Origin of the sequence: Colwellia sp. MB02u-14, assembly GCF_014076915.1 — a bacterium.
In the GTDB taxonomy this organism is placed as follows: Bacteria; Pseudomonadota; Gammaproteobacteria; order Enterobacterales; family Alteromonadaceae; genus Colwellia_A.
On the sequence record NZ_JACGUX010000067.1, the window covers coordinates 155,541 to 180,399 of the forward strand.

Consider the following 24,859-nt stretch of genomic DNA (forward strand, 5'->3'; position numbering starts at 1 on the left):
AAAATGACGGTCACCCATACTGAGATTTCAACGCCTCTTTATGCGGTGATCGACTTAGGTTCAAACAGCTTTCATATGCTGATCACCCGACAACTGGCCAACAGTATTCAGGTAGTCGACAAAGTTAAGCGGAAAGTACGTTTAGCCTCCGGTTTAAATTCACATAATCAACTTAGCGAAACCGCTATTGCCCGTGGGCTTGAATGCTTAAGTTTCTTTGCTGAACGCCTACAAGATATTCCCCAAGAAAATATTCGTATCGTTGCTACAGCAACATTACGTCTTGCTGCAAATCGCGATAATTTTTTATCACAAGCGAATAAAATCTTAGGCCATAAAATAAACTTACTCAGTGGCAAACAAGAAGCTGAGAATATTTATTTAGGTGTCGCACATACCAGCTTTGGTGCTAAACAACGCTTTGTTATTGATATTGGTGGAGCAAGCACTGAACTTATTTTAGGTGACGGTTTTATTACCAAACAAGTTGAAAGCTTAAATATCGGTTGTGTCACCTTTAATAACCGCTACTTCTCTGATGATAGGTTATCTACTAAAAATTTTTCACACGCTATTTCTGCTGCAAAAAAAACGATTGCACCTTTCATTGCACGTTTTAAAAACACGGGCTGGAAGTTAGTATTAAGTGGCTCAGGTACGATGCAAGCGCTTACTGAAATTCAACAGCACAGCCATAAAACAACCGGAATTGACTTACTTTTTTTACAAACGATTCAACAACAATTAATTGAATGTAAAACGATGAGTAAGATTAAAATTGATGGGCTTACCCGGGATCGTTCCCCTGTAATAGCCAGTGGTGTCGCTATATTAATAGCACTTGTTGAAAGTTTTTCCATTGAAAAAATTCAACTATCAAGTGGCGCGCTTCGTGAAGGTCTTCTTTATAGCATGCTCCCTGAAAATACTGACGTTGATATCAGGCAAAACACCATTAATTCTCTTACTGAGAAATTTCATATTGATAGCCAACACGCCAAACGCATAAACAAACTAGCGACAAGCTTGTTTCACACCTATAAAGTTTTTTGGGAATTAGACGAGAATAACAGTTTAGCTATATTAAATGCAGCAGGTGACTTGCATGAGATTGGGTTGTTATTAGCCTTTAAACAGCACCAACAACATGGTGCCTATATATTAAAAAATGCTGATTTACCCGGTTTTGATCAAGTTGAACGGCAGTTATTAGTCGCCTTAGTCTTGTTGCATAAAGGTGAGATTGATCTTGAACTGCTGAGGAGTCAAACAGGGGGTAGCTTTCAACAAGCGAGCTATCTTTTGGTGATATTACGCTTAGCCATTATTCTTTGTCGACGCCGTAAAGATGATGCATTACCCGAGTATCAGACAACTATTATTAAAAATAAAGAGGGTGAAATTATTAATTTATGTTTGCCAACAACATGGCTTGCACAACATCCACTTATTGCTGACGAACTTCTACAAGAAAGCGTTCATTTAAAACAGGTGAACGTATCACTGAATATATTTTGTGAAACACTCGATAAGTCTTAACGATTAGTTCTAGTTGCCCAAACATTAGTAAGAATTACTATTCCTCCGCCAATGACCATCATTAACGTTATTTTTTCTTCTAAAAGATAATACGCTGCTATTGAACCATATATAGGCTCTAAACTTACCGCAATACTTGCTGTTTGCGCTTTAACAACTTTTAATGAATGATTAAATAATGTGTGAGCAACAGCGGTAAAAACGACGCCTAAAATAATTAAAACAGATAACTGCTGAAAGGATATAGTGATCGGATACAAAAACATTAAGGGTAATAAGCAGATTGTTGCCGAGCCATTCTGATAAAACGCAACTTTTTTAGCCGATATTTTAGCAACAAATTTTCGGTTCAATAATGTTAGCAGTGCAAAGCTAAGTGCGGATGCCATTCCCCATATAACGCCATTAATATCGCCAACACTTAAGTGACCCAATGGTAAAATAAATAAGATACCGACAATAGTCAATAAGGCTTGTATTAGCGCCTGATAATGGAATTTTTCCTTGAAAAACAACGGTTCTAAAAAACTAACAAAAACAGGGAAGCTTGCAAAAGTGATCAGACCTATTGCAACACTTGAGACTTGAATAGCATAAAAAAAACTCCCCCAATGAAAAGCGAGCACTAAACCGGTAAAGGCGAGCGGAAGCAATAGTGAGTTTTCTACTTTTAATGACTGCTTTTTAATGAATAAAACAAAAAGGGCAATAGCCGCTGCAGCAAAGACCGCACGACCGAAAACAATATGACTGGCAGGCATATTAAGCCATTTGGCAAAAAGACCCGATATAGCAAAAAGAAAGACCGCGCTATGAAGTGAAAATAATGACTGTTTGTAGCTGGGCATTAATACTCGATTTTATAAAAATAAGTCGACTTATTCTATCAGCTAAAGGACTTAGCCATTAGAACAAGTCGTTTGCCTATATATTTTTACTCAAAAATTTATTGCTCTTTCAACCAGTAAGCCACTTTCTTGGCAAAATAAGTTAAAATACCATCCGCACCTGCGCGTTTAAAGGCTAATAATCCTTCCATGACACAAGGTTTTTCAGCTAACCAGCCATTTTGAATAGCGGCCATATGCATGGCATATTCACCACTGACTTGATAAGCATATGTTGGTACTTGAAAGGTATCTTTTACACGGCGGACAATATCCAAATAAGGCATGCCCGGTTTTACCATGACCATATCAGCACCTTCGGCAATATCTTGAGCCACTTCATGTAAAGCTTCGTCGCTGTTTGCAGGGTCCATTTGATATGAATACTTGTTGCCCCCTTGAATATTACTGGCAGAGCCAACAGCATCACGAAAAGGACCATAATAGTTAGAGGCATATTTCGCTGAATAAGCCAAAATACGCGTATTTACAAAACCTTTATTTTCTAACTCTTCACGAATAGCACCTACACGGCCGTCCATCATATCTGAAGGAGCAACAACATCTGCACCCGCTTGTGCATGTGATAATGCCTGTTTCACTAAAATTTCTTTAGTCATATCATTTAATACATAACCTTCATCTTTACCCTTTTTACCAAGAATACCGTCTTGGCCATGAGTCGTGAATGGGTCAAGAGCAACATCGGTTATTACCCCTAATTCAGGAAAATTAGCTTTTAAAGCACGAACAGTGCGTTGAGCTAATCCCTCAGGGTTATAAGATTCTTCAGCCATCAATGACTTTTTATTAGCAGGGGTGACAGGGAAAATAGCAATAGCTGGTATACCTAAATCAACGAGCTCTTGTGCCTCTTCCAATAATAAATCAATGCTTTTACGTTCAACGCCTGGCATAGAGTCAATGGTTTCTCGCTGATTTTCACCCTCAAGTACAAAAACTGGATAAATAAGATCGTTAACCGTTAATTGGTTTTCTGACATTAAACGACGCGAAAAGTCATCGCGGCGCATTCGACGCATTCGACGGGCGGGAAATTGTCCAAAGGCATTACTCATAGCCATATTCCTAAATAGTTAAATAAGTGTGTAGGTTAGCAAAAATTTACGTTGTACTTATTCCTGCAAAATCTTGTTGCTTTACTTGATTGCGACCATTATTTTTAGCTTGATACAAGGCCTTATCAGCCGCTGTAAATAAGTGCTCTAGTTGTACATTTTTTTGTTGTAAATAGGTGCTAATACCACAACTAATGGTTAACTTTATGATGGTGTTATTGTAGTTGATTTGACAATTAGCAATACTTTCTCTTAATTCCTCAGCAAACGCTAGCGCACCTTTACTATCGGTTTCGGGTAATATTAAGCAAAACTCTTCACCACCATAACGACAGCTAATATCTGCACTGCGTCGTAAACATTGTTTAATACAAGTAGAAACAGCTACTAAACATTCATCACCCGCTAAATGACCATATTTATCATTTACTTTTTTGAAATGATCTACATCAATAACGACTAAACTTAACGGGGTTAAATTACGGCGACTTCGTCGATATTCAGCAAGAATTTTTTGATCGTAAAAGCGGCGATTATATAAACCCGTTAGGTCATCTAGGGTATTTTTTTCTTGAAGTTCTTTATTCATTTCTTCAAGCTCTTGCAACGCTATATTGAGTTCTAACGTACGTTCTTGTACTTTACTTTCTAATTCGTGATGTTCTTCCGCAGGCTGATTTTCAGTACTGTCGATATCATGATTTGTAACTTGCTTGTGCTGTTGGAGGTTTAGCGACAACGTGATAAATGTCAGTATAAATATCGATAAGGCTATCCATGAGAATTGCAACACGACGTTTATCAAAGCTAACACAGCAGATAAAAAGGGGATAATAAAAAGAGGTGTTATTAAGCGATTCAGTCGTATAGTCATTTTGGCTCGCCTAAGTTGAAAACTTTTCGAGCATTTTCACTGCTGGCCTTAATAACCTCGTCGATACTGCATTGGTACAATTGAGCAACTTTTTCTATGACATGAGGTAAGTAACTTGGTTCATTTCGGCTACTTTTTGGTTTAGGTCTAATGGTTCTAGGCGTCAAATATGGCGCATCTGTTTCAATCATTAAACGACTGAGAGGGATCGATGGAATAAGCGCTTGTAATGACTTTCCACGACGTTCGTCACATACCCAACCAGTAATGCCTATATACATACCTGCCGATAAACATCGATTTAATTCATCACCATTGCCAGTAAAACAATGAGAGACCATGGCAGGAACAGAGTCTAGATAAGGTGAGAGTAATTGAAACCATGCAGAAAAAGCATCGCGCTGATGAAGAAAAAGCGGAAGTTGAAGCTCTGCTGCTAAAGCAACTTGCTCAGCAAATACTTTTTCTTGTTGCTTGGGAGCAGAAAAATTACGGTTAAAGTCTAAGCCACATTCACCAATCGCTTTTACGGCTTTATTTTTCGCTAAGGCCCTAATTTCTTCTAGGTAGGTGTCACTAACATTGTCAGCATCGTGTGGGTGAACGCCGGCTGTAGAATAAAGATAATCAGGATACTGTTCAGATAATAACGCCGCTTTATGGCTTTCAAAAATATTTGTTCCTGTTACCAACATAGCCTTAATTCCCGCAGACTTAGCGCGCACAATTAAGGCATCACGGTCTTTGTCAAAACGCGCATTTGTTAAATTAACGCCAATATCTATCATTAGCTATCCAATTTCATCAAACTAAGTTTCTTCTGAGTCGTTTTTTTTCTGATATATCGCAGCTATGAATACGCCTAATTCAAACAATAACAACATAGGTACTGCTAACAAAGTTTGCGAAATAATATCGGGTGGTGTTAATAACATACCGACCACAAAAGCACCAACAACCACATAGGGTCTTTTTGCCCTTAGGCTGTCAGGATCCGTAAAACCCGTCCAACACAATAGAATAATAACAATGGGTATTTCAAAAACAATGCCAAAAGCAAAAAATAATTTTAGAACAAAATCTAGATAACTGGTAATGTCGGTAGCAATATTTACCCCTTCTGGTGCTACAGAGGTAAAAAATGCAAATATTATCGGAAAAACAACATAATACACAAAAGCAATTCCACCATAAAATAATAAAGTACTGCCAAACATCAGCGGGATAACTAAGCGTTTTTCATTCTTATATAGTCCGGGGGCAATGAAAGCCCAAATTTGATAAAGAATAAAAGGCATAGCAATAAAAATAGACAGTACCATGGTCAATTTAAAAGGCGCGAAGAACGATGAAGCAACATCTGTTGCAATCATTTGCCCACCTTCTGGTAAAGTTTCCATTAAGGGTTTGGAAACATATTCATAAATTTCATTAGCGAAATAGAACAAACCTAAAAAAACAACCAATACTCCCACTACAACGTTCAATAATCGGCTGCGTAATTCGAGTAAATGATCAAATAAAGTGTAGCTACTTGCTGAAGAGTTCATGCGTATTACTTTTTATTTGCTAATGAAGATAAAGATGAAAGGTTAGCAGTGACTTCTGTCTCTTTTGTCACCTGATCATTCTTTTCGATGTTTTCTGGCACAGTATTTTCTGGAGAACTATTTTCAGATTCTTTATTTTTATCAAGTTGATAAGGACGATTAACCATTTCAGCGGCTTCTTGTAACGTTTTTAAAGACTCTGCAATTTCAGGCGATAAGTTTTTCATATCTGCTTGTTCTGCTTTTTTTAAATTAGCATGCAGCTCTTGAATACGTAATTCTTCAGTAAGCTCAGTTTTTACGCTTTCACTGAACTTACGTACACCACTTATCCAACCTCGTACGGTTCTAATAGCAACGGGTAAACGTTCCGGCCCTAAAACGATTAAACCAATTATCACTATCAATGAAAGTTCCCAAAAACCAATATCAAACATAAATTACGCCTGATCTTTTTCTTTTGTCGTCATTTTCTCATCAGCTTTTTTAATGTTCTCGTCAGCCATGGTAGACTTATCAACAATGTTTTCTGCGGTTTCTTCTTCTTTTTTAGCGGTACTATCAGTCATCGCATTTTTAAAACCTTTCACGGCTGAACCTAAGTCACCACCCAAATTACGTAATTTTTTTGTGCCGAATAACAAAACAATAATAACCGCAACAATTAATAATTGCCAAATACCCATATTTCCCATGATAAACCCCTATTATTTATAATGGATTCATTATAAAGTTTTAATATGAAAAATCATCCTTTGATAGATAAAATAATGCGATAGGACAAACTTTGCAGAAAAAGCACCTTGTTTACCTGAGTTGCTTCTTGTTGATCAGCGTTACATTCATTACTTTTCAGAGTAATGCTGCACAAGATCAAAACATGGACAGTGAAAGACAAATAGAAAAACCTTCCAGACAGCCAAAAAGGCCTGTTATAAAAACACTTGAGCAAGAACATTGGAGTCAAGAAGTACACGACACTATCGCTAACTCAGTTTATCAATCAGCGACTTGGTTCGATAGTTTTTTTACCGATATTGATAGCCAACAAATTGAACCTAAAGCAACAGCGAAAATACGTTTTGGTTGGATACCCAAAGCACGTAATTTAGCTGAATTCGATTCTCGCTTTAGATTAAAAGTAAAATTACCACATTTTAAAGACAAGATGAGTTTGATCCTTTCAGATGAAGATGATGTTGAAGAGAGTCAACTACCACTAGATGGAATAGGTACTCGTCCTGAAATCAATGATGAAAGCTTCGCTGCAGCACTGCGTTATGTTGTTGAAAAAGAGAGTGACAGCTTAATAGACACTCGGATCGGTATTTCTGGTGGAGATATTTTTGCAAAAGTACGCCAACGCCACTTATATACATTCAATGAAAAGCATGGTGTTAAAGTCGAGCCTTCAACCTATTATTTCTTAGATGATGGTCTAGGCGCAAAATTATTTCTTGAATATAATTACCAGCATGATGAAAAGTCTCAGTATAGAATAAATTACACTATTCGTGGTTCACAATCGTTTAGCGGCATTCGTTGGAAGCATGGCTTTTATTATTTAAATCAATTAGATAAAAATACAGCTTCAGTCACTGGCTTGCAAGTTGAAGGGGAGCGCAATGGTGAATATGGATTTTTCACTGATAAATATACGTTAAGTTATCGCTATCGATTTAATGCTTTACAAAAATGGTTATATTTCGAAGTCGAACCATTTTTAGAGTGGTCAAAAGATGACAGCTACACCACAACAACAGGTATAGCACTTCGCATAGAAGGTTTTTTCAGTAAAAAATAACTCATCATTGACAAAAAGCTAAGCACTGGCTTTAACTATAACTTCACTTTCATTGATTATTCGTGGCATTTTTATTGGGCGACTTATATGATAGCCTTGACCAAACTCACAACCAACGTTCTGCAATTTTTTCAACATTTCTTCTGACTCTATACCTTCTGCGACTAAGTGATAACCAAAGTTGCTACCTAAATCATGCAGCGCCTTCACCAAAGACAAATTTTTATCGTTGGTATTAAGTGTGCGAACAAAACTTCGGTCTAATTTGATAAACTCAAAAGGATAGTTATGTAAGAAGTTTAACGACGACGCCCCTGCACCGTAATCATCTAGCGCGAGTTTCACACCAAAATCTTTTAACCGACGTAAATTTTTCAGCGCTAGTTCACTCTGCTGAGCAAAAGCTGATTCATTAAATTCGAGAATTAATCGATGAGGTTCAATGTTAGTGTCTTTAATTTGATTGATCAATTTATTAAGCTGGTTAGCTTGTATCAAATGACGTCCAGACAAATTAATACCGATAAAAGCATTATAATAGTCTTTACTTTGTTGCCAACTTTTCAATTGCTCACTGACTTCTTTAATTACCCAAGCATCAATATCTAATATCATGCCTGTTTCTTCAGCCATGTATAAAAAATCACTTGGCGTTAATATCCCTTTAGTAGGGTGCTGCCAACGTAATAACGCTTCAAAACCAATCGTATTAGTCAGTGATAAATTTGAAATTTGTTGGTAGTGAAGTTCAAACTGACCTTTGGTAATAGCAACACGTAATTCTTGTTCTAACGTCATACTCGCAATAAGTTGTTCTCGCATGCTTTCATCAAAAAAGACATAACGACCACGTCCTAAATTTTTAGCTTGATACATGGCAGCATCAGCATCACGTAAAATCTCATGAGAATCTTTATAATGACTACTACATTGTGCAATACCTATACTCGCGTTAGAGTAAAGTGTATGGCCACCTAAACTAAAAGGTTTAGCTATTGCTGTGATAATACGAGAAGCAACTTCTTCAATATCTTCTTGTAACTGCAAAGAGTCAAGTAAGATAACAAACTCATCGCCACCTAAACGCGCTAAAATATCATTATCTCTTACACAATCCTGTAACCGAAGCGCAATTTCGATAAGGAATTTATCTCCTGCATGATGTCCGAGTGTATCGTTGATCATTTTAAAACGATCTAAATCTATAAATAATACGGCAAAACGTTGATCAGGGTGACGTTTTAAATGTCGGAGTGAATAGCTCAACCTGTCTGAAAACATAGCTCTATTTGGTAGTTTAGTAAGCCCATCATGATGGGCCTCATAATAGAGTTGCGCTTCTGCTTTTCTTCTTTCGTCGATTTGCATGCGTAAATTTAGATTACTTGCCTGTAGTTCTTGTGTGCGTTGATTAACTGTTTTTTCTAATACTTCATTATTTATTTTAATTTCAGCTTGAGAGCGTTTACGTAAAATGGCTGTATCTACATGTTGGCTAATAAAACGCATTAGCTTTAAATCACTCCGTTGATAAGCTTGCGAGTCGTGATAATGCTGAATAGCTAAAATACCAAAGATTTTTCCATCAGCCATTAAAGGTGCGGCAAGCCATGCTTGTGGCATTTTATTTTTAGGATAATCTAGTGTCAGGAGCTCGCTCCTTATTTCACCTTGTTCGGATAAATAGAAGACTTCGCCTTCTGAAATTAACGTTGGAGAAACCGCCTTTATCGCTAATTCTGTCAAACCAAAACCTAACATTCTAGGGAGAGGGGAAGACACTCTTTCATCATCATAGTATGGAAAAGTAACGATTGAATGCTCTTCATTGTCGCTATCATCTAACAGGGCAATATATAAATTTTTTGCAGGAAGTAATGTATTGATTTCTTTATGTATTGCGCGATAAAAGCAGTCTATATCTTGTGAGTTAGCCGTTATTTCTGAAATTGATAACAATGCTTTGTGCATTTTTACTACTTTTTTACGTTCTGTAATTTCAAGTTGTAACTGCTTGTTGGCTTCTGTTAATTTATGTGTTCTTTGGATAATACTTTCTTCTAATAGTTCACGACTACGGACACGATCAATAGCGGTAACCAAGTGAATCGCAATAAATTCAAGTAACTGACAATCGCGTACATCAAAATAAAGTTTGTCATCATAACTTTGCAAAGCAAGAACACCAATAACCTGATTACCCCGTCTAAGTGGTACTCCTAACCAATCGACACACGATGAACCATACAAAAAAATATCACCTGACTTCTCCAGTGCTATACGTTCTTTGGCAGAACAATGCATTGACTTTTCATTATTAAAAACGATACCTGTTAAGCACTTTCGCCAATCAGTCACTTTTAAATGATCAAGTAAGCGCATTTCTTCAGGCTTATGGCAATGCGCAAGTTCTAGATTATGATCTGTATTAAGGAGGGTAATATGAAAACTATCAGTCGTTAGTAAAGTTTTAATGACCGATTTAAGCTCAGCGTAAAAGGCTGCCATATCGGTAACGGTGCTTGCCAATTCAGACAATTGCAACAAACCCGACTGCATAACTTTAACCTGACGATACTTTTTAAGTAAGGACCTTAATTTAGGAAGCTGACGTAATGCCAGAACATCTGCCTTTGCCTTCGATTCCATCTAGGCGATTCCATATCTAGTTATTAGTATTATTTTTAGGCTGTTAGTCTACCAAATTAATATCACTTGGCTAGTAACTTTATTTGAATTATTAATATCAATTTGGTATGTGCATGTTTTTTATACACATTAAGTCATAATTAAGACTATTATTATCAATGATAATATAGTTAAAACAGTCATATTGACCAGTACAAGCCATATATAACTTCTTAATAAATAAGGTTATTGAAAATTCAGCCATAAAAAAACCGACTTTCGTCGGTCTTTTATGCAATGTTGTATAACAAAGACTAAGCGGCCATAGACCCTTTAAGCTTGTTAAGGGCATTTTTTTCTAATTGTCTTACACGCTCTGCTGAAATATGGTATTTATTTGCTAAATCTTGCAAAGTGGTTTTATCTTCAGTTAACCAGCGAGTTCTTATAATATCTTGGCTACGATCATCCAGAATGACTAAAGCATTAGATAAACGCTTGTTAGCATGAGCCGAGTGATTTTCGTCTTCAACCTGAACAGCGAGGTCTGACTGATGATCTTCAAGGTACAATGCTGGCGAATAACCACCACCCGCTGAGTTATCGACATCGTCAGATGACAACTCAAAAGCCTGATCTTGGTTACTCATTCTAGATTCCATCTCTAAAACATCTTTAGGTGTAACACCGAGTGTTTCTGCAACATTATTAATTTCGTCATTACTAAACCAACCTAAACGTTTTTTATTTTTACGAAGATTAAAAAACAGCTTACGTTGTGCCTTAGTCGTTGCTACTTTGACAATGCGCCAATTGCGTAGAACAAATTCATGAATTTCGGCTTTTATCCAGTGAACAGCAAACGATACTAAACGAACACCAACCTCTGGGTTAAAACGTTTGACCGCTTTCATCAAGCCAACATTACCTTCTTGTATCAAATCAGCTTGAGGTAAACCATAACCTGCGTAACCTTTAGCAACATGAATAACAAAACGCAAATGCGACATAATAAGCTCTTGTGCCGCTTGCAAATCATTTTCTGAATATAAACGAGTGGCGAGTTCATTCTCACGCTGCGCAGTAAGCATTGGTATGCTATAAGCAGACTGCATGTAAGATTCAATACTACCGCTACGTGGAACCGTTAGCGCCATTGATTGTATCGGTTTACTCATTTTAAAAACCTCTCTTTATCGCTCTTTAATTACTCTTAAAAAATTCTTAACTTTCTAGCTCGCTATAATAGCATACATCGACCGTGTAGGCGAGCAACGCACCACACATTACCTTACAACACAAGACGAAACAACTCAGTCAAACAAATTTATCTGCTTTTTTTGTGTATATTTGTTAATATAAAAGACAATACAAACATTAACAGTTACAAAACAGTAACTTAACCTATAGTTAACAAGAGTATGAACATTACGTTAAGTATTTAATTAGCTTCAAAACAAACTTAAGAAGGTTATAATTTGTACTCCTATGTCGCTCGTCAGCCAATCTTGGATCTTGCACAGAATATCGTTGCGTATGAGTTGCTGTTTCGCGACGGAAAAAGTAACAGTTTTCCTGATATCGATCCAAATCAGGCAACATCTAATATACTAACCAACAACCATTTAGCTTTAGGTTTAGAGCAAGTAACCGCTAACCTACCTGCTTATATTAACTTTCATGCAGATACATTAATTTTTAATTTCCCAAGCTTTCTCGATCCCAAAAATGTTGTATTAGAGATTTTAGAAGATGTGCCCATTACCCCTGAGCTTTTATCCGCCTGTAAATTACTTTATGAAAAAGGCTATAAATTAGCTTTAGACGATTTTGATTTTGATGAAAAGTGGGAGGCCTTTTACCCTTTTATTGATATAATTAAAATTGATGTACTACAGTTTTCTATTTTAGAGATTAATAAACTTGTTAGAAAAATCAGTGAACTAGACGTAACGTTATTAGCTGAAAAAGTAGAAACATCACAACAATTTGAAAAATTAAAAATGCTTGGTTTTACGCTTTTTCAAGGTTACTTTTTTGCCAAGCCAGAAATGCTAAAACAACGAAAAATAACCACTGCAAAACAAAACATTCTTGAGCTAATTAGCCAAGCAAGCCAAATTGATTTAAATATTAACAAAATAAGTGAAATTTTTGCTGTTGACCCCGGCTTAACCTATAAACTCTTACGTTTTATCAATAGTCCTACCTACGGAAGTAGCCAAGAAATAACATCGTTAAAACATGCTCTCGCTTATATTGGTCAAGTGGAGTTGAAAAAGTTTATTGCCTTGTTGGCTTTATCTGACTTGAGTTCAGATAAAAACCCAGAAATTATGCGTCTATCTTTAGCAAGAGCTAAGTTCTGTGAAAAAATCGCACTTTGTCGCTTTGAAAGTGAAAACCCACCTAAAGCTTTTTTAACCGGTATATTATCGTTAATTGATAGTATTTTAGATCATGAATTAGAGTATGTACTAGGTGTTTTACCTATCCATGAAGGTATAAAAGCAGCATTAAGAAACGAGCAAGGTGATCTCGGTAATTATCTGTCACTCGTTAAGCATATTGAGCAAGGTTTGTGGCAAGAAAGTGAAAAAATTGCCAATAAACTAGAAGTAGACTCTAACATTTGTTTTGAAGCCTATATTAAATCACTTTGTTGGGCAGACGAAATGTTAGCTTGTGCCACTTAAAAATCGTGGTTAGCTTTTATTAATCTGCTGTCGGTTCTATTGCTCGAATGTGTTTGCGCACTGAAATATAACTTCCTGATAAGCCAAGGACAACGGCAAAAGATATCAGTGTTATCGCCTCTGAAAAATTTAAACCACTAATAATAAAGTTACTGTGATATAAATCAGTTAACTCAGAGAGTGCACCTGATAAATATCGCGCTAATACAGCAACACAAAACCATGTAACCACACCGCCTAAAATTCCATACCAGGCACCGGCATATAGAAAAGGTCGCTGGATAAAGCTATCTGTTGCGCCTACAAGCTTCATAACTGCAATAGCATCTTTTTGACTTAAAATAGCTAAACGTATGGTATTACCAATAATAAGAACTACTGATAAACACAGTAATGCGCCAATACCCACAACAATATCTTCAATTAATTTTGCGATAGCCTCTAGTCGAGAGAGCCATTCAAGATCTAATTTACCTTGCTGAACTTCTCGCTCTTTTTCTAATTTTAATAACAACTCACCTGCAGCTTGGGTTTGACTTGCTCGATTTGTTGGTGTGACGAGGAGTGTAGCCGGGAGAGGGTTTTTATCTAAATATTCTAACGCCTGCCCAAAGCCAGAGAGTGCTTTAAACTCTTTTAACGCTTGTTTGGCAGAGATATAGGTTACCTTAGAAACCTCAGGGTAAAGTTCAATTCGATGTATTAAGTTTTGTGCTGATTTATCTGTCACTGATAACTTTAAAAATAAGCTGATTTCTGAAGCGGTATCCCACTGTTCACTAATCGCTTTAGCATTTTTAACAAATAAATGTAATGTGGCAGGCAAAGTCAAACTTATACCTAAAACTAAAACAGTCATTATCGAAGTGAAGGGAGTGCGCCATAAATCACCTAAACTACCTACCGCTTGTTGTATGTGCCGAATGAATCGTGCTGTTATCTTTGCTGATAAAGGCTGTTTCTGTGAAGGCTGACCAAAGCGAGAAGGTTCATTCATCATTTTCATTCCTAACTTGTAAACCTTCTATAATACCATCGGTGATCATGGAGCCTTGTTTAAGTGTTAGCGTTCGGTACTTCATTCGAGCAATAAGCCCAAGATCATGCGTAGCAATAAGCACCGTAACGCCAAAATCATTAAACTCTTCAAATAAGCGAATAATATCTAATGAAAGTTTAGGATCTAAATTCCCAGTAGGTTCATCGGCAAGAAGAATTAAAGGTTTATTCACTAAAGCTCGTGCAATTCCAACCCTTTGCTGCTCTCCACCTGAAAGCATATTAGGAAAACAACGTAATTTGTCACTCAAATGTACTTTGTCTAAAGCAGCTTCAACTCTTTTTCGCGTTTCTTTATGACTGTAGCCTTCAATAACTAAAGGTAAAGCCACATTATCAAAAATAGTTCTATCCATTAACAGATTATGATTTTGAAAAATCATTCCTATTTTACGTCGTGCATAGGGGATATCTTTATACTTGATATTCGATATTTCACTACCATTAATTTGGATTTTACCGTTTGTTGGTTTTTCCATTAAGCTCATAAGCTTTAAAAGCGTGCTTTTTCCTGCACCTGAGTGTCCTGTTAAAAATGCCATCTCACCCGAAGACAATTCAAAGCTGACATTTTTAAGAGCTAAAAATCCACCTGGGTAGGTTTTACTGACATTGTTAAAGCGGATCATAAAATAGTTACACTCTTACTTTTGTTATTATTCTTAATAGTTTGATCGGACATCAAAACCATACCGTAAATGTTATGTTTCTTGAGTGAACAAGGCGTCAATAAAATCATTACCATTAAACGGACGTAAATCATCAATACCTTCACCGACACCTAAATAGCGAATAGGTATGGCATTTTTATCCGCAACAGCAAAAACAACACCACCTTTAGCTGTTCCATCAAGCTTGGTTATTGTTAAACCCGTTAAACCAACCGCTTCATTAAATAATTTAGTTTGACTCAATGCGTTTTGCCCTGTGCCTGCATCAAGAGTCAACATCACTTCATGGGGGGCTTTATCATCAATTTTTTTCATGACACGCACCACTTTCTTTAATTCGTCCATTAAGTGACTCTTGTTCTGTAATCTACCGGCAGTATCAGCAATCAGTACATCGACACCACGAGCCTTAGCTGCACTAATAGCATCAAAGATAACAGAAGCGCTGTCTGCACCCGTATGCTGAGCAATGACTGGAATATCATTACGCTCTCCCCATACTTGCAATTGTTCAACAGCTGCCGCTCTAAAAGTGTCACCTGCCGCTAGCATTACTGATTTACCTTCAGCTTGAAATTTTTTCGCTAGCTTACCAATAGTCGTCGTTTTACCCACACCATTGACACCAACCATTAAAATAACATAAGGACCAGCATCATTATCAAGCACTAACGGCACACTAACGGGTTCAATAATTTTCTTCAATTCTTCTTTTAGTAAGTCGTATAACGCTTCAGCATTTTTAAGCTGTTTACGTGATGCACTTTCTGTTAACGATTTAATAATTTTGGTGGTGGTTTCAATGCCAACATCCGCCAGTAACAAGTGAGTTTCGAGTTCTTCAAATAACTCGTCATCAATCTTTTTACCACTGAATAAGCTAAATATTCCACCACCGATATTTTGTCGGGTTTTAGTGAGACCTTGTTTTAAACGAGTGAAAAAACCCGTTGTACCTGGCTCTGGCCCTGGCTCTGGCTCTGGCTCTGGCTCTGCAAGTATATTTTCAGGACCAACCTCACCGATAGCAAGACTTTCATCTTGATTTTTATCAATTATTTTTTCAGAAATATCACGTATTTCTTCTGAATTTTTAATTGCATCAGTAACTTCTTCTTGCTGACGCCCCAAACCTAACCAGGAAAACATACCTTTTTTCTTCGACATAACAATAAATTCTTCTCTGACCATCATTTTGATGGCAATAGTTCACTAAACAAGGATAAAATCATCGCTATAGTAGCACCTAAAAACAATACAAAAAACAAAAGCTGAGTAAGATATGAACAAACAACGTAAACAATCAGCAAAACCAAACAATAAGGGCAGTATTCGCATTATTGCCGGTTTACACCGAGGTAGAAAGCTTCCTGTTTTAGTGGCTAAAGGTTTAAGACCAACGACTGATAGAGTAAAAGAAACTGTATTTAATTGGTTGATGCCCTTTATTCAAGACAGCACCTGTTTAGATTGCTTCGCAGGATCTGGTGGTCTAGGTTTTGAGGCATTATCTAGGGGAGCGAGCCATGTTAACTTTGTCGAATTGAACAAATTTGCCGTTCAACAATTAAAAGAAAATCAGCAGTTACTAAAAGCAAATAATATTTCAGTTATGCAAAGTGACGCCTTAAGTTTTATTCGGCACAATACGCAAAAATTTGATGTGGTTTTTTTAGATCCTCCTTTTCGAAAAAACTTTATTGAGCAAACAGCTACTTTACTCAACGAAAAAAGTTTGGCTGCCAATGCATTGATTTATATAGAAATGGAGAGTGAACATAATAATCAAAAACTGCCATTAAATTGGAAATTATTGAAAGAGAAAATAGCAGGACAAGTTATTTATCGCTTATATCAAAAAATGTAAGATCACATCCGCAGGTGAGAGTTTATGGGTAACAATAACTCTCATCTGTGGATGTCCTATGTTACTTTTTAGGTCTAAGCGTTAAATCATGAAAATCAAAGCTAAAATCAGTGGCACGAGATACCGCTTTCATCGTTACATAATTAATTGAACCGTCGGTATTCAAATTAAAATTAACAAAAGCATCTGCTTCTAATGTTCTATCCCCCCAACGTACAATAAAAGTATTATGTTGATAATGCTCTAACGTTCCCTGTAATGCGGGTGTATTACCGAACTGCATTGTTAAAGCGTTATTGGCATAGTTAATGACTATGTCGCCATACCAGTTATCCGTATAAGTTTGCGCATAGGCTTTTAAAGGTAGGGAGTGTCGTGAATTTTTATCAATATTGCTCGCTGCTTCAACTAAACGATTTACCTCTGCTGTTTTACGTTTCTGATTCATATCATCATAGAATTTCACCCAGTCTTTTGCTGGCAATTCTAAATATTCATTTAAAATTTGATGGTAAATAGCGTTAAAAGCGTATCCTGATTGTTGATTAGTTAGAATAACCATTGCTAAATTTTCTTCTGGTACTAGTACAACTTTAGACACCATGCCTAAGATGCCACCACTATGATGAACAAGTTTCACGCCGTGGTAGTCATTTAAAAACCAGCCTAAACCATAACCAGAAAAATGTGTTTTATCATTTTCTGTGGCGGCTTTAGATACTGGTAAGATTGTGTGCATTTGCCACATATTGTGACTTTGACGCTCACTAAAAATATTTTCATCCTCGCCATAAGCCCCTTCATTTAACTGAGCTTTAAGCCATAAAGACATATCGTTAACACTTGAAGCAACAGAGCCCGCAGAAGAGAATTGCTCTAAGAAATCGCCACCAACAACGTTTAACTTATCATCTAACGGTACGTGTGCACGTGCTACGTTATTATTTTCTTTTGAAATCAATGAAAATTTTGCTTTGGTATTTTTCATACCAAGTGGTTGAAAAATAGTATCTTTGATGTTTTCTTGCCAACTTTTCCTGGTAATTTTGGCAATGATTTCACCTGCTATAACATACATTAAATTATCGTAGGCAAATTCGCTTCGGAAACTTGAAACCTCAGGTAAATGTTTTAAACCTTTAATAATGTCTTTATTCGTTAACGTGGTGCCCGGCCAAATCATAAGATCGCCAGCACCTAAACCTAAACCACTATTGTGTGACAACAAATCCAAAATAGTGAATTGACGTGTAACATAAGCGTCTGGCATTTGGAATTCAGGAATAATATCAATAACTTTTGATTGCCATGTCAATTTACCTTGATCAACCAAGTTTGCGAGTAAGGCTGCTGTCATCGCTTTTGTATTTGATGCAATACCAAACAAGGTATCACCATTCACCTTGTTATTCGTACCGTATTCGGTTAAACCAAACCCTTTACTCATAACAACTTTATTATTTTTGACAATAGCAACCGCTATACCAGGTACTTGAAAAGTCTCCATCGCTTTGTTGATTGATTTTTCAATGTTTTGTTTTTTTTGTTCAAGCATGCTCGATGAAGTAGCAAAAGCTAACGAGACAAATAAATAGGCTGTTGCCATTAAACCAACGTGGAGTACTTTCATATTTTCATCCTTATTTTATTATATTAATGATATCCAGCAAATTAACTAAATATAGATGTTCGGGCTCGTATTTACTAAAATCTACTTTTAGCACGATAGCTAACTAATAAAGAAAATACTTCTGCCCTGACAGGGCTAACTAATTTCCAGTCCTAAATTTGACAAACCTTCTTCAAGTACCATCGTTTTAATTTTAATACATGTTTCTTTATTTTCTGGGGAATCTTTTAAGGCGTAATAAAGCTCATTTTGAGTATCGAACTCCCACTCCATTAATGGGTGTTGCTCAATTTCTTTGTCCGTAATCTCACTGTCATCCTTTTGATCTCGTTGGTCAGCAATAATCAACTCAACATAATAATTCACACTATTTTCGGATAATCGTGAAACAATTTCGGCTCCTTGAACATCTTTATCTTGCATAGCCTGTAAAAGTGACATGGTCGCCATAGTCGCATCAATAGCAGGAAATACACCAAAAAAATCAAATTCCTCGGGGTCCGGTATTTGCGGTTCAAGCTTACTTATTTGTGCATCATAATTAATTTTACAACGATTATTTTTATCAAGCCATTGCCAGATAAGCGCTAATTGATTACGTAATACAGAGAATTCACCAAACTCTGCATGTTCAGCAAACATTTGGTAATTAGGGATCATTCGTTCTAATAAGGCAGCAGAAAAGGCAATTTGTTGCCATTGACTTAAATGAGAAAAAGGAAGTTGAATAGCCACATGTACTCTCAATAGTGAAATTTAAAAAGATATTATATACGAGAATATAACATTCAGTTTATTTAGATATAAAAAAAGAGCCTTCCGGCTCTCTTTTCTAAAACAACAAAGTAATTATGCTTCAGCAGTTTCTTTAGCAAAATGTACTTGGATACCCGCTATTTTCTGCTCATTATCAGACAAGTTACGTAATTGTGCTAATTTATTAATTTGACCAATAGAACCTAGCATTGCATGAATAGGAATGAATATTCCGCGTTTATGAAAGTCTAAAACTTTATCATCGCTAAGATCTTGAAGTTTTTTCTCATCAATACCAAATAAACCAACAAGTTTTTTGTTTTCACCCGTACTGAAATTAACATGAAGTTCTAATTCTTGTAATAAGTCATTTTCAGCTAACTCTTCCATGAATTTTTCAGTCATTGTTTCGTTTTCATATAAACGACCTAGCGAATTCTGAACACTTTTATAAAACTCAGTGTCATTGCCTTCAGCATCAAATAAAGCATTTTCTTTATCTTCGCCTACATATTCATTCTCTACATCGATATACGTTGTTAATGTTTTTTCTTTATCTGGGTCAACACCTAAACCAAATGGCACCATTGAAACACCTTGAGGTAAATAAGTTCCATTCCAGCGTTCATCTTTATAATATAAATTTTCACCCGCTTCTAGACCTAGCATTACGATGCTGCGGTAACGAGCCGCTTCTGGTTGCTTAACTAAAAAAATAGGAAAACTATTAGCTGCTTTTGAATATTCTCTAGCGGTAATAGGCGCAATATGTTGATTTGCTATATGTTCTAAGCCACGTTTAGTAGCAACTTTTAAATTTTTATGTAGATCTTTTCTTACAGGAACGACGTTAGCCATAATAATATAATTCTCTTTAATACATGCGCTTTTCATTTAAAAAAATTAGCGCTTTTATAATGTTATAAATAGTTATGGTGACGCTGAAGCGAGCTTTCAATGGTAACTAAAAAAATAATGCTAATTTTGTCAAATTTCTTAATAGCTTATTAATCTACATGATATATCAGCTATACTTTTACAAATAATATCAATTAGCTAATACTTCCCTCATATTTTAATGAAAATAATGAAAATAATGAAAAATTTACTCATCAGCCTGTTTCTAAGTCTATTTATATTGTTAGTCACGAATATTGTCCAAGCAAAACCGAAAACAAAAACTTTTTATGGTCGTAGTTTAGACGGCTTTGCCCAAGTAAAAATAAAAAACAACACCACTGAAAGTCTTGCATGTTATGTTGCTATTGACGGCTTTAAAATAAAATTTCGCTTACTCGCTCTTCGGGAATCACAATGGTACGCCACCAATGATAAACGTTTTGAATATCGTAATTTCAGTACTTGGTGTGATTACTTAACTTTGTACCCTGAATATTTGAGATATAAAACTTTTTAGTTTTATTGATAACTATTTATTAAGACTAAATATAAAAAACGCCACTAAGGGTAGTGGCGTTCATAAATATCAGACTGTGTAAAAATTGTTTACGTTAAACCTAACTATTCAACCGTAACTGATTTTGCTAGATTACGCGGCTGATCAACATCAGTACCTTTTATAATGGCAACATAATATGAAAGTAATTGTAGTGGTAAGGTATACACAATAGGGGCAATTAAATCATCACATACTGGCACATTAATCACTTTCATTGTTTCATCACTAGCAAAATTTGCTTCACTATCGGCAAATACATACATTAAGCCACCGCGCGCACGAACTTCTTCTACATTTGATTTAAGTTTTTCGATTAAATCATTTTTTGGTGCAACCACTATCACCGGCATATCAGCATCGATTAGCGCTAATGGTCCATGTTTTAGTTCACCTGCGGCATAGGCTTCAGCATGAATGTACGAGATTTCTTTTAACTTCAGTGCACCTTCCATTGCAATAGGGTATTGATCCCCTCGGCCTAAGAATAGGGCGTTGTGTTTATCAGCAAAATCTTCTGCTAACTCTTCAATTGAGCTTGCAAGTGCTAAGACTTCTTCTAACTTGCTCGGTAGAGACATTAGCGATTGTGCTATTTCGTTTTGAAGTTGCTCACTCATACCATGATGCTTACCGATAGCTAAGGTCATCATCAATAAGCCAACTAATTGTGTGGTAAAGGCTTTGGTTGAAGCAACACCGATTTCAACACCTGCTTTGGTCATGAAGGCTAAGTCAGATTCACGCACCAGAGATGAACCCGCAACATTACAAATCACTAAGCTTGCTTTATAACCTAACTCTTTCGCTAAACGTAAAGCCGCTAATGTATCTGCAGTTTCACCTGATTGAGAAATAGTTACAATCATGGCATTCTTTGGCACATGTGATTTACGGTATCGAAATTCACTGGCAATTTCGATATTACAAGAAACACCCGCTAATGACTCTAACCAATATCGTGCCACCATGCCTGAATGATAACTGGTACCACAAGCAATAATTTGTACATGTTCGATACTTTTAAATATCTCATCAGCGCCTTCACCGAAAGTGTTCATATCAAGCACATTGCCTGATAAGCGACCTTCTAAAGTATTACGAATAGCGGTGGGTTGTTCGTACGTTTCTTTTAACATGTAGTGACGGTATTCACCTTTATCACCACTTTCTTGACTGATATCTTGTTCTTTTGCTTCTCGCTCTACTGGAGCACCATTGAGATCGAATACATTGACTTCAAAACGTGTTACTTCAGCAACATCACCTTCTTCAAGAAACGAGAATTTACGAGTCACCGGTAAAAGAGCCATCATATCTGAAGCAATAAAATTTTCACCAACACCATAGCCAATAACCAAAGGACTACCAGAGCGAGCAACAATTACGCGGCTTTTATCTGCTGTATCAAGCACAACGGTTCCATAAGCGCCATCAAGTTGTTTCACTGTTTTTTGTACGGCTTCAAGCAAGGTTGCAGATGTTTTAAGTTCGAGATGCACTAAATGAGCAATAACTTCGGTATCTGTTTCTGAAACAAATTCGTAGCCCATTCCTTGCAGTCGAGCTCTAAGTTCTTGATGATTTTCAATGATACCATTATGTACCACTGCAATATTATCACTAGAAATATGTGGGTGAGCGTTTACTTCGCTTGGTGCGCCATGAGTAGCCCAGCGAGTATGAGCGATGCCTGTTCCACCAGATAAAGGAGATAACGCTAAAGCGTCAGCTAACTCTTGTACCTTTCCTAAGCGACGTACTCTATTTAATTGATTATTATCATCAATAATAGCAACACCTGCAGAGTCATAACCGCGATATTCTAAGCGTTTTAACCCTTCTACTAATATATCTGCTACATCACGTTGTGCTACAGCACCTACGATCCCACACATAAGTTCTTCCTTTATTTTGCAATAAGTAAATTAACGTCTTGTTCTAATAATTTGGCTTTTAATTCATCAGACAAATCTGCATCAGTGATCAGTATGTCTATATTTTTCCATGGAATTTCGACGTTAGGTATTTTTCGATTAATTTTTTCTGATTCTACAAGTACGATAACTTCACGAGAAACATCGGCCATAACTCGGCTTAGTCCTAGTAGCTCATTAAAGGTGGTAGTACCACGTTCTATATCAATGCCATCAGCACCGATAAAGAGTTGATCAAAGTCATATGATCTAAGAACACTCTCTGCTACCTGTCCTTGAAAAGATTCTGAGTGTGTATCCCAAGTACCACCGGTCATCAATAATGTCGGTTCATTTTCAAGTGCATGCAGATCAGAAGCTATTGCTAAAGAGTTGGTCATAACAATCAACCCTTGTTTGCTATTAAGTTCTTTAACTAAGGCTGAAGTTGTACTACCGCTGTCGATAATTATACGGTTATGATCCCGAATCAATGTCGCCGCTTTGCTCGCAATTGAAACCTTTCGTTTCGAAACTTTTTCTGATTTATGCTCAATAATATCTCGAGGTAAAGGCACAGCTCCACCGTAACGTCTAAGCAATAAACCGCTATTTTCTAGGGCTGCTAAATCCTTTCTAATAGTAACTTCTGAAGTTGCAAATTTTTTTGCAAGGCTATCAACACTTACTTCTCCATGCTCATTAAGCTCAGAGATAATACTGTGGCGACGCTGTTGGGTATTTCTTTTTGACATACGATTAGGGTTATCTTTTGTTTCGACACTTATCTTACATAATAAGTTTCGTTTAGTAACTTAAGCTATTAGAACAAAAGTATACATTTATGGCAATAATTATTTATTTTTGTGGTAAAAATGAAGTTTTTGCTATCTTTTTATTCAGTCAATATAACTGCTGATCGTTTTTGCTATATTCCATGACAACTTTAATTTACTTATTTATTTGATTACAACGAAGATTCATATTCAATTTATAATAGATAAAAAGCAAAAAGAGGCACGATAAGCGCCTCTTTCTTTTGATAACGTAAGAGTCTACGTTTGTTTTGTTGGTCTTTTCCACGTTGGTATATTGCGTTGTTTACCTCTAGCTACCGCTAATTCGTCAGCTTCTACATCTTTGGCAATAACCGAACCTGCGCCAACTGTCGCGTTAACCCCAATAAATACAGGAGCGACTAAGGAGCTATTTGAGCCGATAAAGGCACCATCATCAATTTGGGTTTGAAACTTATTAACACCATCGTAATTACAAGTAATGGTTCCAGCGCCAATATTAACATTTTGGCCTATTGTGGTATCACCTAAGTAAGTTAAGTGACCCGCTTTACTGCCTTCTCCTAATGTTGTTTTTTTCATTTCAACAAAATTACCCACGTGTGAATTTCGATCCATTGTCGTCCCAGGACGAAGTCTAGCAAACGGTCCTACTGAGCAATCATCGCCAACAACAGCTTTTTCTATAATACTATTAGGTTTAACAATGGTATTTTCACCAATTGTGCAGTCTTTTAAAATACAGTTTGCACCTACTTGAACACCATTAGCTAAAATAACCTCTCCTTCAAAAATACAATTAATATCTATGTGCACTTCTTGACCGATAACAATTTTTCCACGAATATCAATGCGGTTTGGGTCTCGTAAACTTGCACCCGCTATCATTAACGCTTCAGCTTCACGTAACTGAAAGGCTCTTTCTAAAGAGGCTAACTGTACACGATTATTAGCGCCTTCTACTTCAACTTCTGTTTCAGGGTGAGCGGTCGCGATAGGTTTTCCTTCTTTATGACAAGCGGCAATAATATCAGTTAGGTAATACTCACCTTGTGCATTATCACTTGACAGGTTTGCAAGCCAGCGTTTTAAATCACCACCATTGGCTAAGAGAATCCCCGTATTAGCCTCTGTAATTAATAACTGTTCTGGCGACGCATCCTTTTGTTCAATAATACCTACGACAGAGTTTTCTTTACGAACAATGCGGCCATATCCATTTGGATTAGCTAAGTTCACCGTTAACAGCCCCATACCACTCTCTGGCTTAGCCGCTAATAGGTTTTGTAACGTGCTCACTTTGGTTAGTGGCACATCACCATATAGTACCAATACATTTTCATCATCCTTAATAAAAGGAGAGGCCATATCTACAGCATGCCCGGTACCTAACTGCTCTTTTTGCTCAATAAAAGTTAAATCATCACTTTTACTATTATCAGTTATTGTTGCTTTTAATACTTCACCACCGAAACCATAAACAATATAAATATTTTCAGCATTAAGCTGGCGTGCTGCATCAATGACATGGCTAACCATTGGCTTATCAGCAATTGCGTGAAGTACTTTAGGGAGTGATGACCGCATGCGAGTACCTTTACCCGCGGCAAGAACGACAACTGAAAGAGACATAGTATATCCGTTATATAT

22 protein-coding genes and 1 pseudogene are annotated in these 24,859 nt (G+C 36.6%); 5 read left to right on the plus strand and 18 right to left on the minus strand.

Annotated elements, in window-relative coordinates:
* Window positions 1–3: 3 nt before the first annotated feature.
* Window positions 4–1,539 (plus strand): guanosine-5'-triphosphate,3'-diphosphate pyrophosphatase, encoded by a 1,536-nt coding sequence (locus tag H4J52_RS08330; protein WP_182178665.1) that lies wholly within the window; start codon window positions 4–6, stop codon window positions 1,537–1,539.
* On the opposite strand, the gene H4J52_RS08335 is transcribed toward H4J52_RS08330, so the two are convergent.
* The 7 genes from H4J52_RS08335 to tatA form a co-directional block, all read right to left on the minus strand.
* Window positions 1,536–2,387 (minus strand): DMT family transporter, encoded by an 852-nt coding sequence (locus H4J52_RS08335; protein WP_182178666.1) that lies wholly within the window; start codon window positions 2,385–2,387, stop codon window positions 1,536–1,538. The genes H4J52_RS08330 and H4J52_RS08335 overlap by 4 nt on opposite strands.
* Before the next feature lie 98 nt (window positions 2,388–2,485).
* Window positions 2,486–3,505 (minus strand): porphobilinogen synthase, encoded by a 1,020-nt coding sequence (gene hemB / locus H4J52_RS08340; RefSeq protein ID WP_182178668.1) that lies wholly within the window; start codon window positions 3,503–3,505, stop codon window positions 2,486–2,488.
* 46 nt (window positions 3,506–3,551) lie between these two features.
* Window positions 3,552–4,379 (minus strand): GGDEF domain-containing protein, encoded by an 828-nt coding sequence (locus tag H4J52_RS08345; RefSeq protein WP_182224507.1) that lies wholly within the window; start codon window positions 4,377–4,379, stop codon window positions 3,552–3,554.
* A complete protein-coding gene (locus H4J52_RS08350; protein ID WP_182178672.1) occupies window positions 4,376–5,167 on the minus strand; it encodes a TatD family hydrolase in 792 nt (263 codons plus the stop codon). Before H4J52_RS08350 ends, H4J52_RS08345 begins: the two co-directional genes overlap by 4 nt.
* A 21-nt stretch (window positions 5,168–5,188) precedes the next feature.
* Window positions 5,189–5,929: a twin-arginine translocase subunit TatC gene (gene tatC, locus H4J52_RS08355; RefSeq protein ID WP_182178674.1), complete on the minus strand. Its 741-nt coding sequence runs from the start codon at window positions 5,927–5,929 to the stop codon at window positions 5,189–5,191.
* 5 nt (window positions 5,930–5,934) lie between these two features.
* Window positions 5,935–6,366 (minus strand): Sec-independent protein translocase protein TatB, encoded by a 432-nt coding sequence (gene tatB, locus H4J52_RS08360; RefSeq protein WP_182223255.1) that lies wholly within the window; start codon window positions 6,364–6,366, stop codon window positions 5,935–5,937.
* A 3-nt stretch (window positions 6,367–6,369) separates the two neighbouring features.
* A complete protein-coding gene (tatA, locus tag H4J52_RS08365; RefSeq protein WP_182178679.1) occupies window positions 6,370–6,624 on the minus strand; it encodes a Sec-independent protein translocase subunit TatA in 255 nt (84 codons plus the stop codon).
* Window positions 6,625–6,716: 92 nt separating this feature from the next.
* Between tatA and H4J52_RS08370 the strand changes: the two genes are divergently transcribed.
* Complete coding sequence (locus tag H4J52_RS08370) at window positions 6,717–7,733, plus strand: hypothetical protein (RefSeq protein WP_182178681.1); 1,017 nt, start codon at window positions 6,717–6,719, stop codon at window positions 7,731–7,733.
* An 18-nt stretch (window positions 7,734–7,751) separates the two neighbouring features.
* Here H4J52_RS08370 and H4J52_RS08375 read toward each other — a convergent pair whose 3' ends face one another.
* Both H4J52_RS08375 and rpoH read right to left on the minus strand, forming a co-directional pair.
* On the minus strand, window positions 7,752–10,382 hold the full coding sequence (locus H4J52_RS08375) for an EAL domain-containing protein (RefSeq protein ID WP_182178682.1): 2,631 nt from the start codon (window positions 10,380–10,382) through the stop codon (window positions 7,752–7,754).
* Window positions 10,383–10,675: 293 nt separating this feature from the next.
* Entirely contained in the window at window positions 10,676–11,539 is an 864-nt protein-coding gene (gene rpoH, locus H4J52_RS08380; protein WP_182224508.1) for an RNA polymerase sigma factor RpoH, read from the minus strand.
* A 300-nt stretch (window positions 11,540–11,839) separates the two neighbouring features.
* On the opposite strand from rpoH, the gene H4J52_RS08385 reads away from it, so the two are divergent.
* Window positions 11,840–13,057: an EAL and HDOD domain-containing protein gene (locus H4J52_RS08385; RefSeq protein ID WP_259366754.1), complete on the plus strand. Its 1,218-nt coding sequence runs from the start codon at window positions 11,840–11,842 to the stop codon at window positions 13,055–13,057.
* A 19-nt stretch (window positions 13,058–13,076) separates the two neighbouring features.
* Here the strand turns inward: H4J52_RS08385 and ftsX are convergent, their stop codons facing one another.
* The 3 genes and pseudogenes from ftsX to ftsY form a co-directional block, all read right to left on the minus strand.
* Complete coding sequence (gene ftsX / locus H4J52_RS08390; RefSeq protein WP_310649606.1) at window positions 13,077–14,057, minus strand: permease-like cell division protein FtsX; 981 nt, start codon at window positions 14,055–14,057, stop codon at window positions 13,077–13,079.
* On the minus strand, window positions 14,047–14,745 hold the full coding sequence (gene ftsE / locus H4J52_RS08395; RefSeq protein ID WP_182178685.1) for a cell division ATP-binding protein FtsE: 699 nt from the start codon (window positions 14,743–14,745) through the stop codon (window positions 14,047–14,049). The genes ftsX and ftsE overlap by 11 nt, the downstream gene beginning before the upstream one ends.
* A gap of 72 nt (window positions 14,746–14,817) precedes the next feature.
* A pseudogene (gene ftsY, locus H4J52_RS08400) lies at window positions 14,818–15,774 on the minus strand (signal recognition particle-docking protein FtsY); the annotation flags it as partial.
* 295 nt (window positions 15,775–16,069) lie between these two features.
* Here ftsY and rsmD point away from each other — a divergent pair.
* On the plus strand, window positions 16,070–16,654 hold the full coding sequence (gene rsmD, locus H4J52_RS08405; protein ID WP_182178687.1) for a 16S rRNA (guanine(966)-N(2))-methyltransferase RsmD: 585 nt from the start codon (window positions 16,070–16,072) through the stop codon (window positions 16,652–16,654).
* A gap of 61 nt (window positions 16,655–16,715) precedes the next feature.
* On the opposite strand, the gene H4J52_RS08410 is transcribed toward rsmD, so the two are convergent.
* The 3 genes from H4J52_RS08410 to H4J52_RS08420 form a co-directional block, all read right to left on the minus strand.
* Window positions 16,716–18,284 (minus strand): serine hydrolase, encoded by a 1,569-nt coding sequence (locus tag H4J52_RS08410; protein WP_259366755.1) that lies wholly within the window; start codon window positions 18,282–18,284, stop codon window positions 16,716–16,718.
* 135 nt (window positions 18,285–18,419) lie between these two features.
* Window positions 18,420–19,019 (minus strand): YjaG family protein, encoded by a 600-nt coding sequence (locus H4J52_RS08415; RefSeq protein WP_182178689.1) that lies wholly within the window; start codon window positions 19,017–19,019, stop codon window positions 18,420–18,422.
* A 114-nt stretch (window positions 19,020–19,133) separates the two neighbouring features.
* On the minus strand, window positions 19,134–19,898 hold the full coding sequence (locus H4J52_RS08420; protein ID WP_182224510.1) for a SapC family protein: 765 nt from the start codon (window positions 19,896–19,898) through the stop codon (window positions 19,134–19,136).
* Between the two features lie 238 nt (window positions 19,899–20,136).
* Here H4J52_RS08420 and H4J52_RS08425 point away from each other — a divergent pair, with 238 nt between their 5' ends.
* The gene (locus H4J52_RS08425) at window positions 20,137–20,457 is read left to right on the plus strand and encodes a hypothetical protein (RefSeq protein ID WP_182178693.1); all 321 of its coding nucleotides are present in this window, start codon (window positions 20,137–20,139) and stop codon (window positions 20,455–20,457) included.
* Window positions 20,458–20,561: 104 nt separating this feature from the next.
* On the opposite strand, the gene glmS is transcribed toward H4J52_RS08425, so the two are convergent.
* The 3 genes from glmS to glmU all read right to left on the minus strand — a co-directional run bounded on the left by glmS (window position 20,562) and on the right by glmU (window position 24,841).
* Entirely contained in the window at window positions 20,562–22,394 is a 1,833-nt protein-coding gene (gene glmS / locus H4J52_RS08430) for a glutamine--fructose-6-phosphate transaminase (isomerizing) (protein ID WP_182178695.1), read from the minus strand.
* An 11-nt stretch (window positions 22,395–22,405) separates the two neighbouring features.
* On the minus strand, window positions 22,406–23,167 hold the full coding sequence (locus H4J52_RS08435; RefSeq protein WP_182178697.1) for a DeoR/GlpR family DNA-binding transcription regulator: 762 nt from the start codon (window positions 23,165–23,167) through the stop codon (window positions 22,406–22,408).
* Between the two features lie 300 nt (window positions 23,168–23,467).
* On the minus strand, window positions 23,468–24,841 hold the full coding sequence (gene glmU / locus H4J52_RS08440) for a bifunctional UDP-N-acetylglucosamine diphosphorylase/glucosamine-1-phosphate N-acetyltransferase GlmU (RefSeq protein WP_182178699.1): 1,374 nt from the start codon (window positions 24,839–24,841) through the stop codon (window positions 23,468–23,470).
* Window positions 24,842–24,859: the final 18 nt, after the last annotated feature.

Bases quoted from the DNA above. Each gene is read 5' to 3' on its own strand.
- ftsE (WP_182178685.1), bottom strand. From the start codon at position 14,745: ATGATCCGCTTTAACAATGTCAGTAAAACCTACCCAGGTGGATTTTTA.
- tatA (WP_182178679.1), bottom strand. From the start codon at position 6,624: ATGGGAAATATGGGTATTTGGCAATTATTAATTGTTGCGGTTATTATT.
- glmS (WP_182178695.1), bottom strand. From the start codon at position 22,394: ATGTGTGGGATCGTAGGTGCTGTAGCACAACGTGATGTAGCAGATATA.
- H4J52_RS08410 (WP_259366755.1), bottom strand. From the start codon at position 18,284: ATGAAAGTACTCCACGTTGGTTTAATGGCAACAGCCTATTTATTTGTC.
- H4J52_RS08350 (WP_182178672.1), bottom strand. From the start codon at position 5,167: ATGATAGATATTGGCGTTAATTTAACAAATGCGCGTTTTGACAAAGAC.
- H4J52_RS08335 (WP_182178666.1), bottom strand. From the start codon at position 2,387: ATGCCCAGCTACAAACAGTCATTATTTTCACTTCATAGCGCGGTCTTT.
- H4J52_RS08435 (WP_182178697.1), bottom strand. From the start codon at position 23,167: ATGTCAAAAAGAAATACCCAACAGCGTCGCCACAGTATTATCTCTGAG.
- hemB (WP_182178668.1), bottom strand. From the start codon at position 3,505: ATGAGTAATGCCTTTGGACAATTTCCCGCCCGTCGAATGCGTCGAATG.
- tatB (WP_182223255.1), bottom strand. From the start codon at position 6,366: ATGTTTGATATTGGTTTTTGGGAACTTTCATTGATAGTGATAATTGGT.
- rpoH (WP_182224508.1), bottom strand. From the start codon at position 11,539: ATGAGTAAACCGATACAATCAATGGCGCTAACGGTTCCACGTAGCGGT.
- H4J52_RS08425 (WP_182178693.1), top strand. From the start codon at position 20,137: ATGAAAAATTTACTCATCAGCCTGTTTCTAAGTCTATTTATATTGTTA.
- H4J52_RS08420 (WP_182224510.1), bottom strand. From the start codon at position 19,898: ATGGCTAACGTCGTTCCTGTAAGAAAAGATCTACATAAAAATTTAAAA.
- rsmD (WP_182178687.1), top strand. From the start codon at position 16,070: ATGAACAAACAACGTAAACAATCAGCAAAACCAAACAATAAGGGCAGT.
- tatC (WP_182178674.1), bottom strand. From the start codon at position 5,929: ATGAACTCTTCAGCAAGTAGCTACACTTTATTTGATCATTTACTCGAA.
- H4J52_RS08375 (WP_182178682.1), bottom strand. From the start codon at position 10,382: ATGGAATCGAAGGCAAAGGCAGATGTTCTGGCATTACGTCAGCTTCCT.
- H4J52_RS08345 (WP_182224507.1), bottom strand. From the start codon at position 4,379: ATGACTATACGACTGAATCGCTTAATAACACCTCTTTTTATTATCCCC.
- H4J52_RS08330 (WP_182178665.1), top strand. From the start codon at position 4: ATGACGGTCACCCATACTGAGATTTCAACGCCTCTTTATGCGGTGATC.
- glmU (WP_182178699.1), bottom strand. From the start codon at position 24,841: ATGTCTCTTTCAGTTGTCGTTCTTGCCGCGGGTAAAGGTACTCGCATG.
- ftsX (WP_310649606.1), bottom strand. From the start codon at position 14,057: ATGATGAATGAACCTTCTCGCTTTGGTCAGCCTTCACAGAAACAGCCT.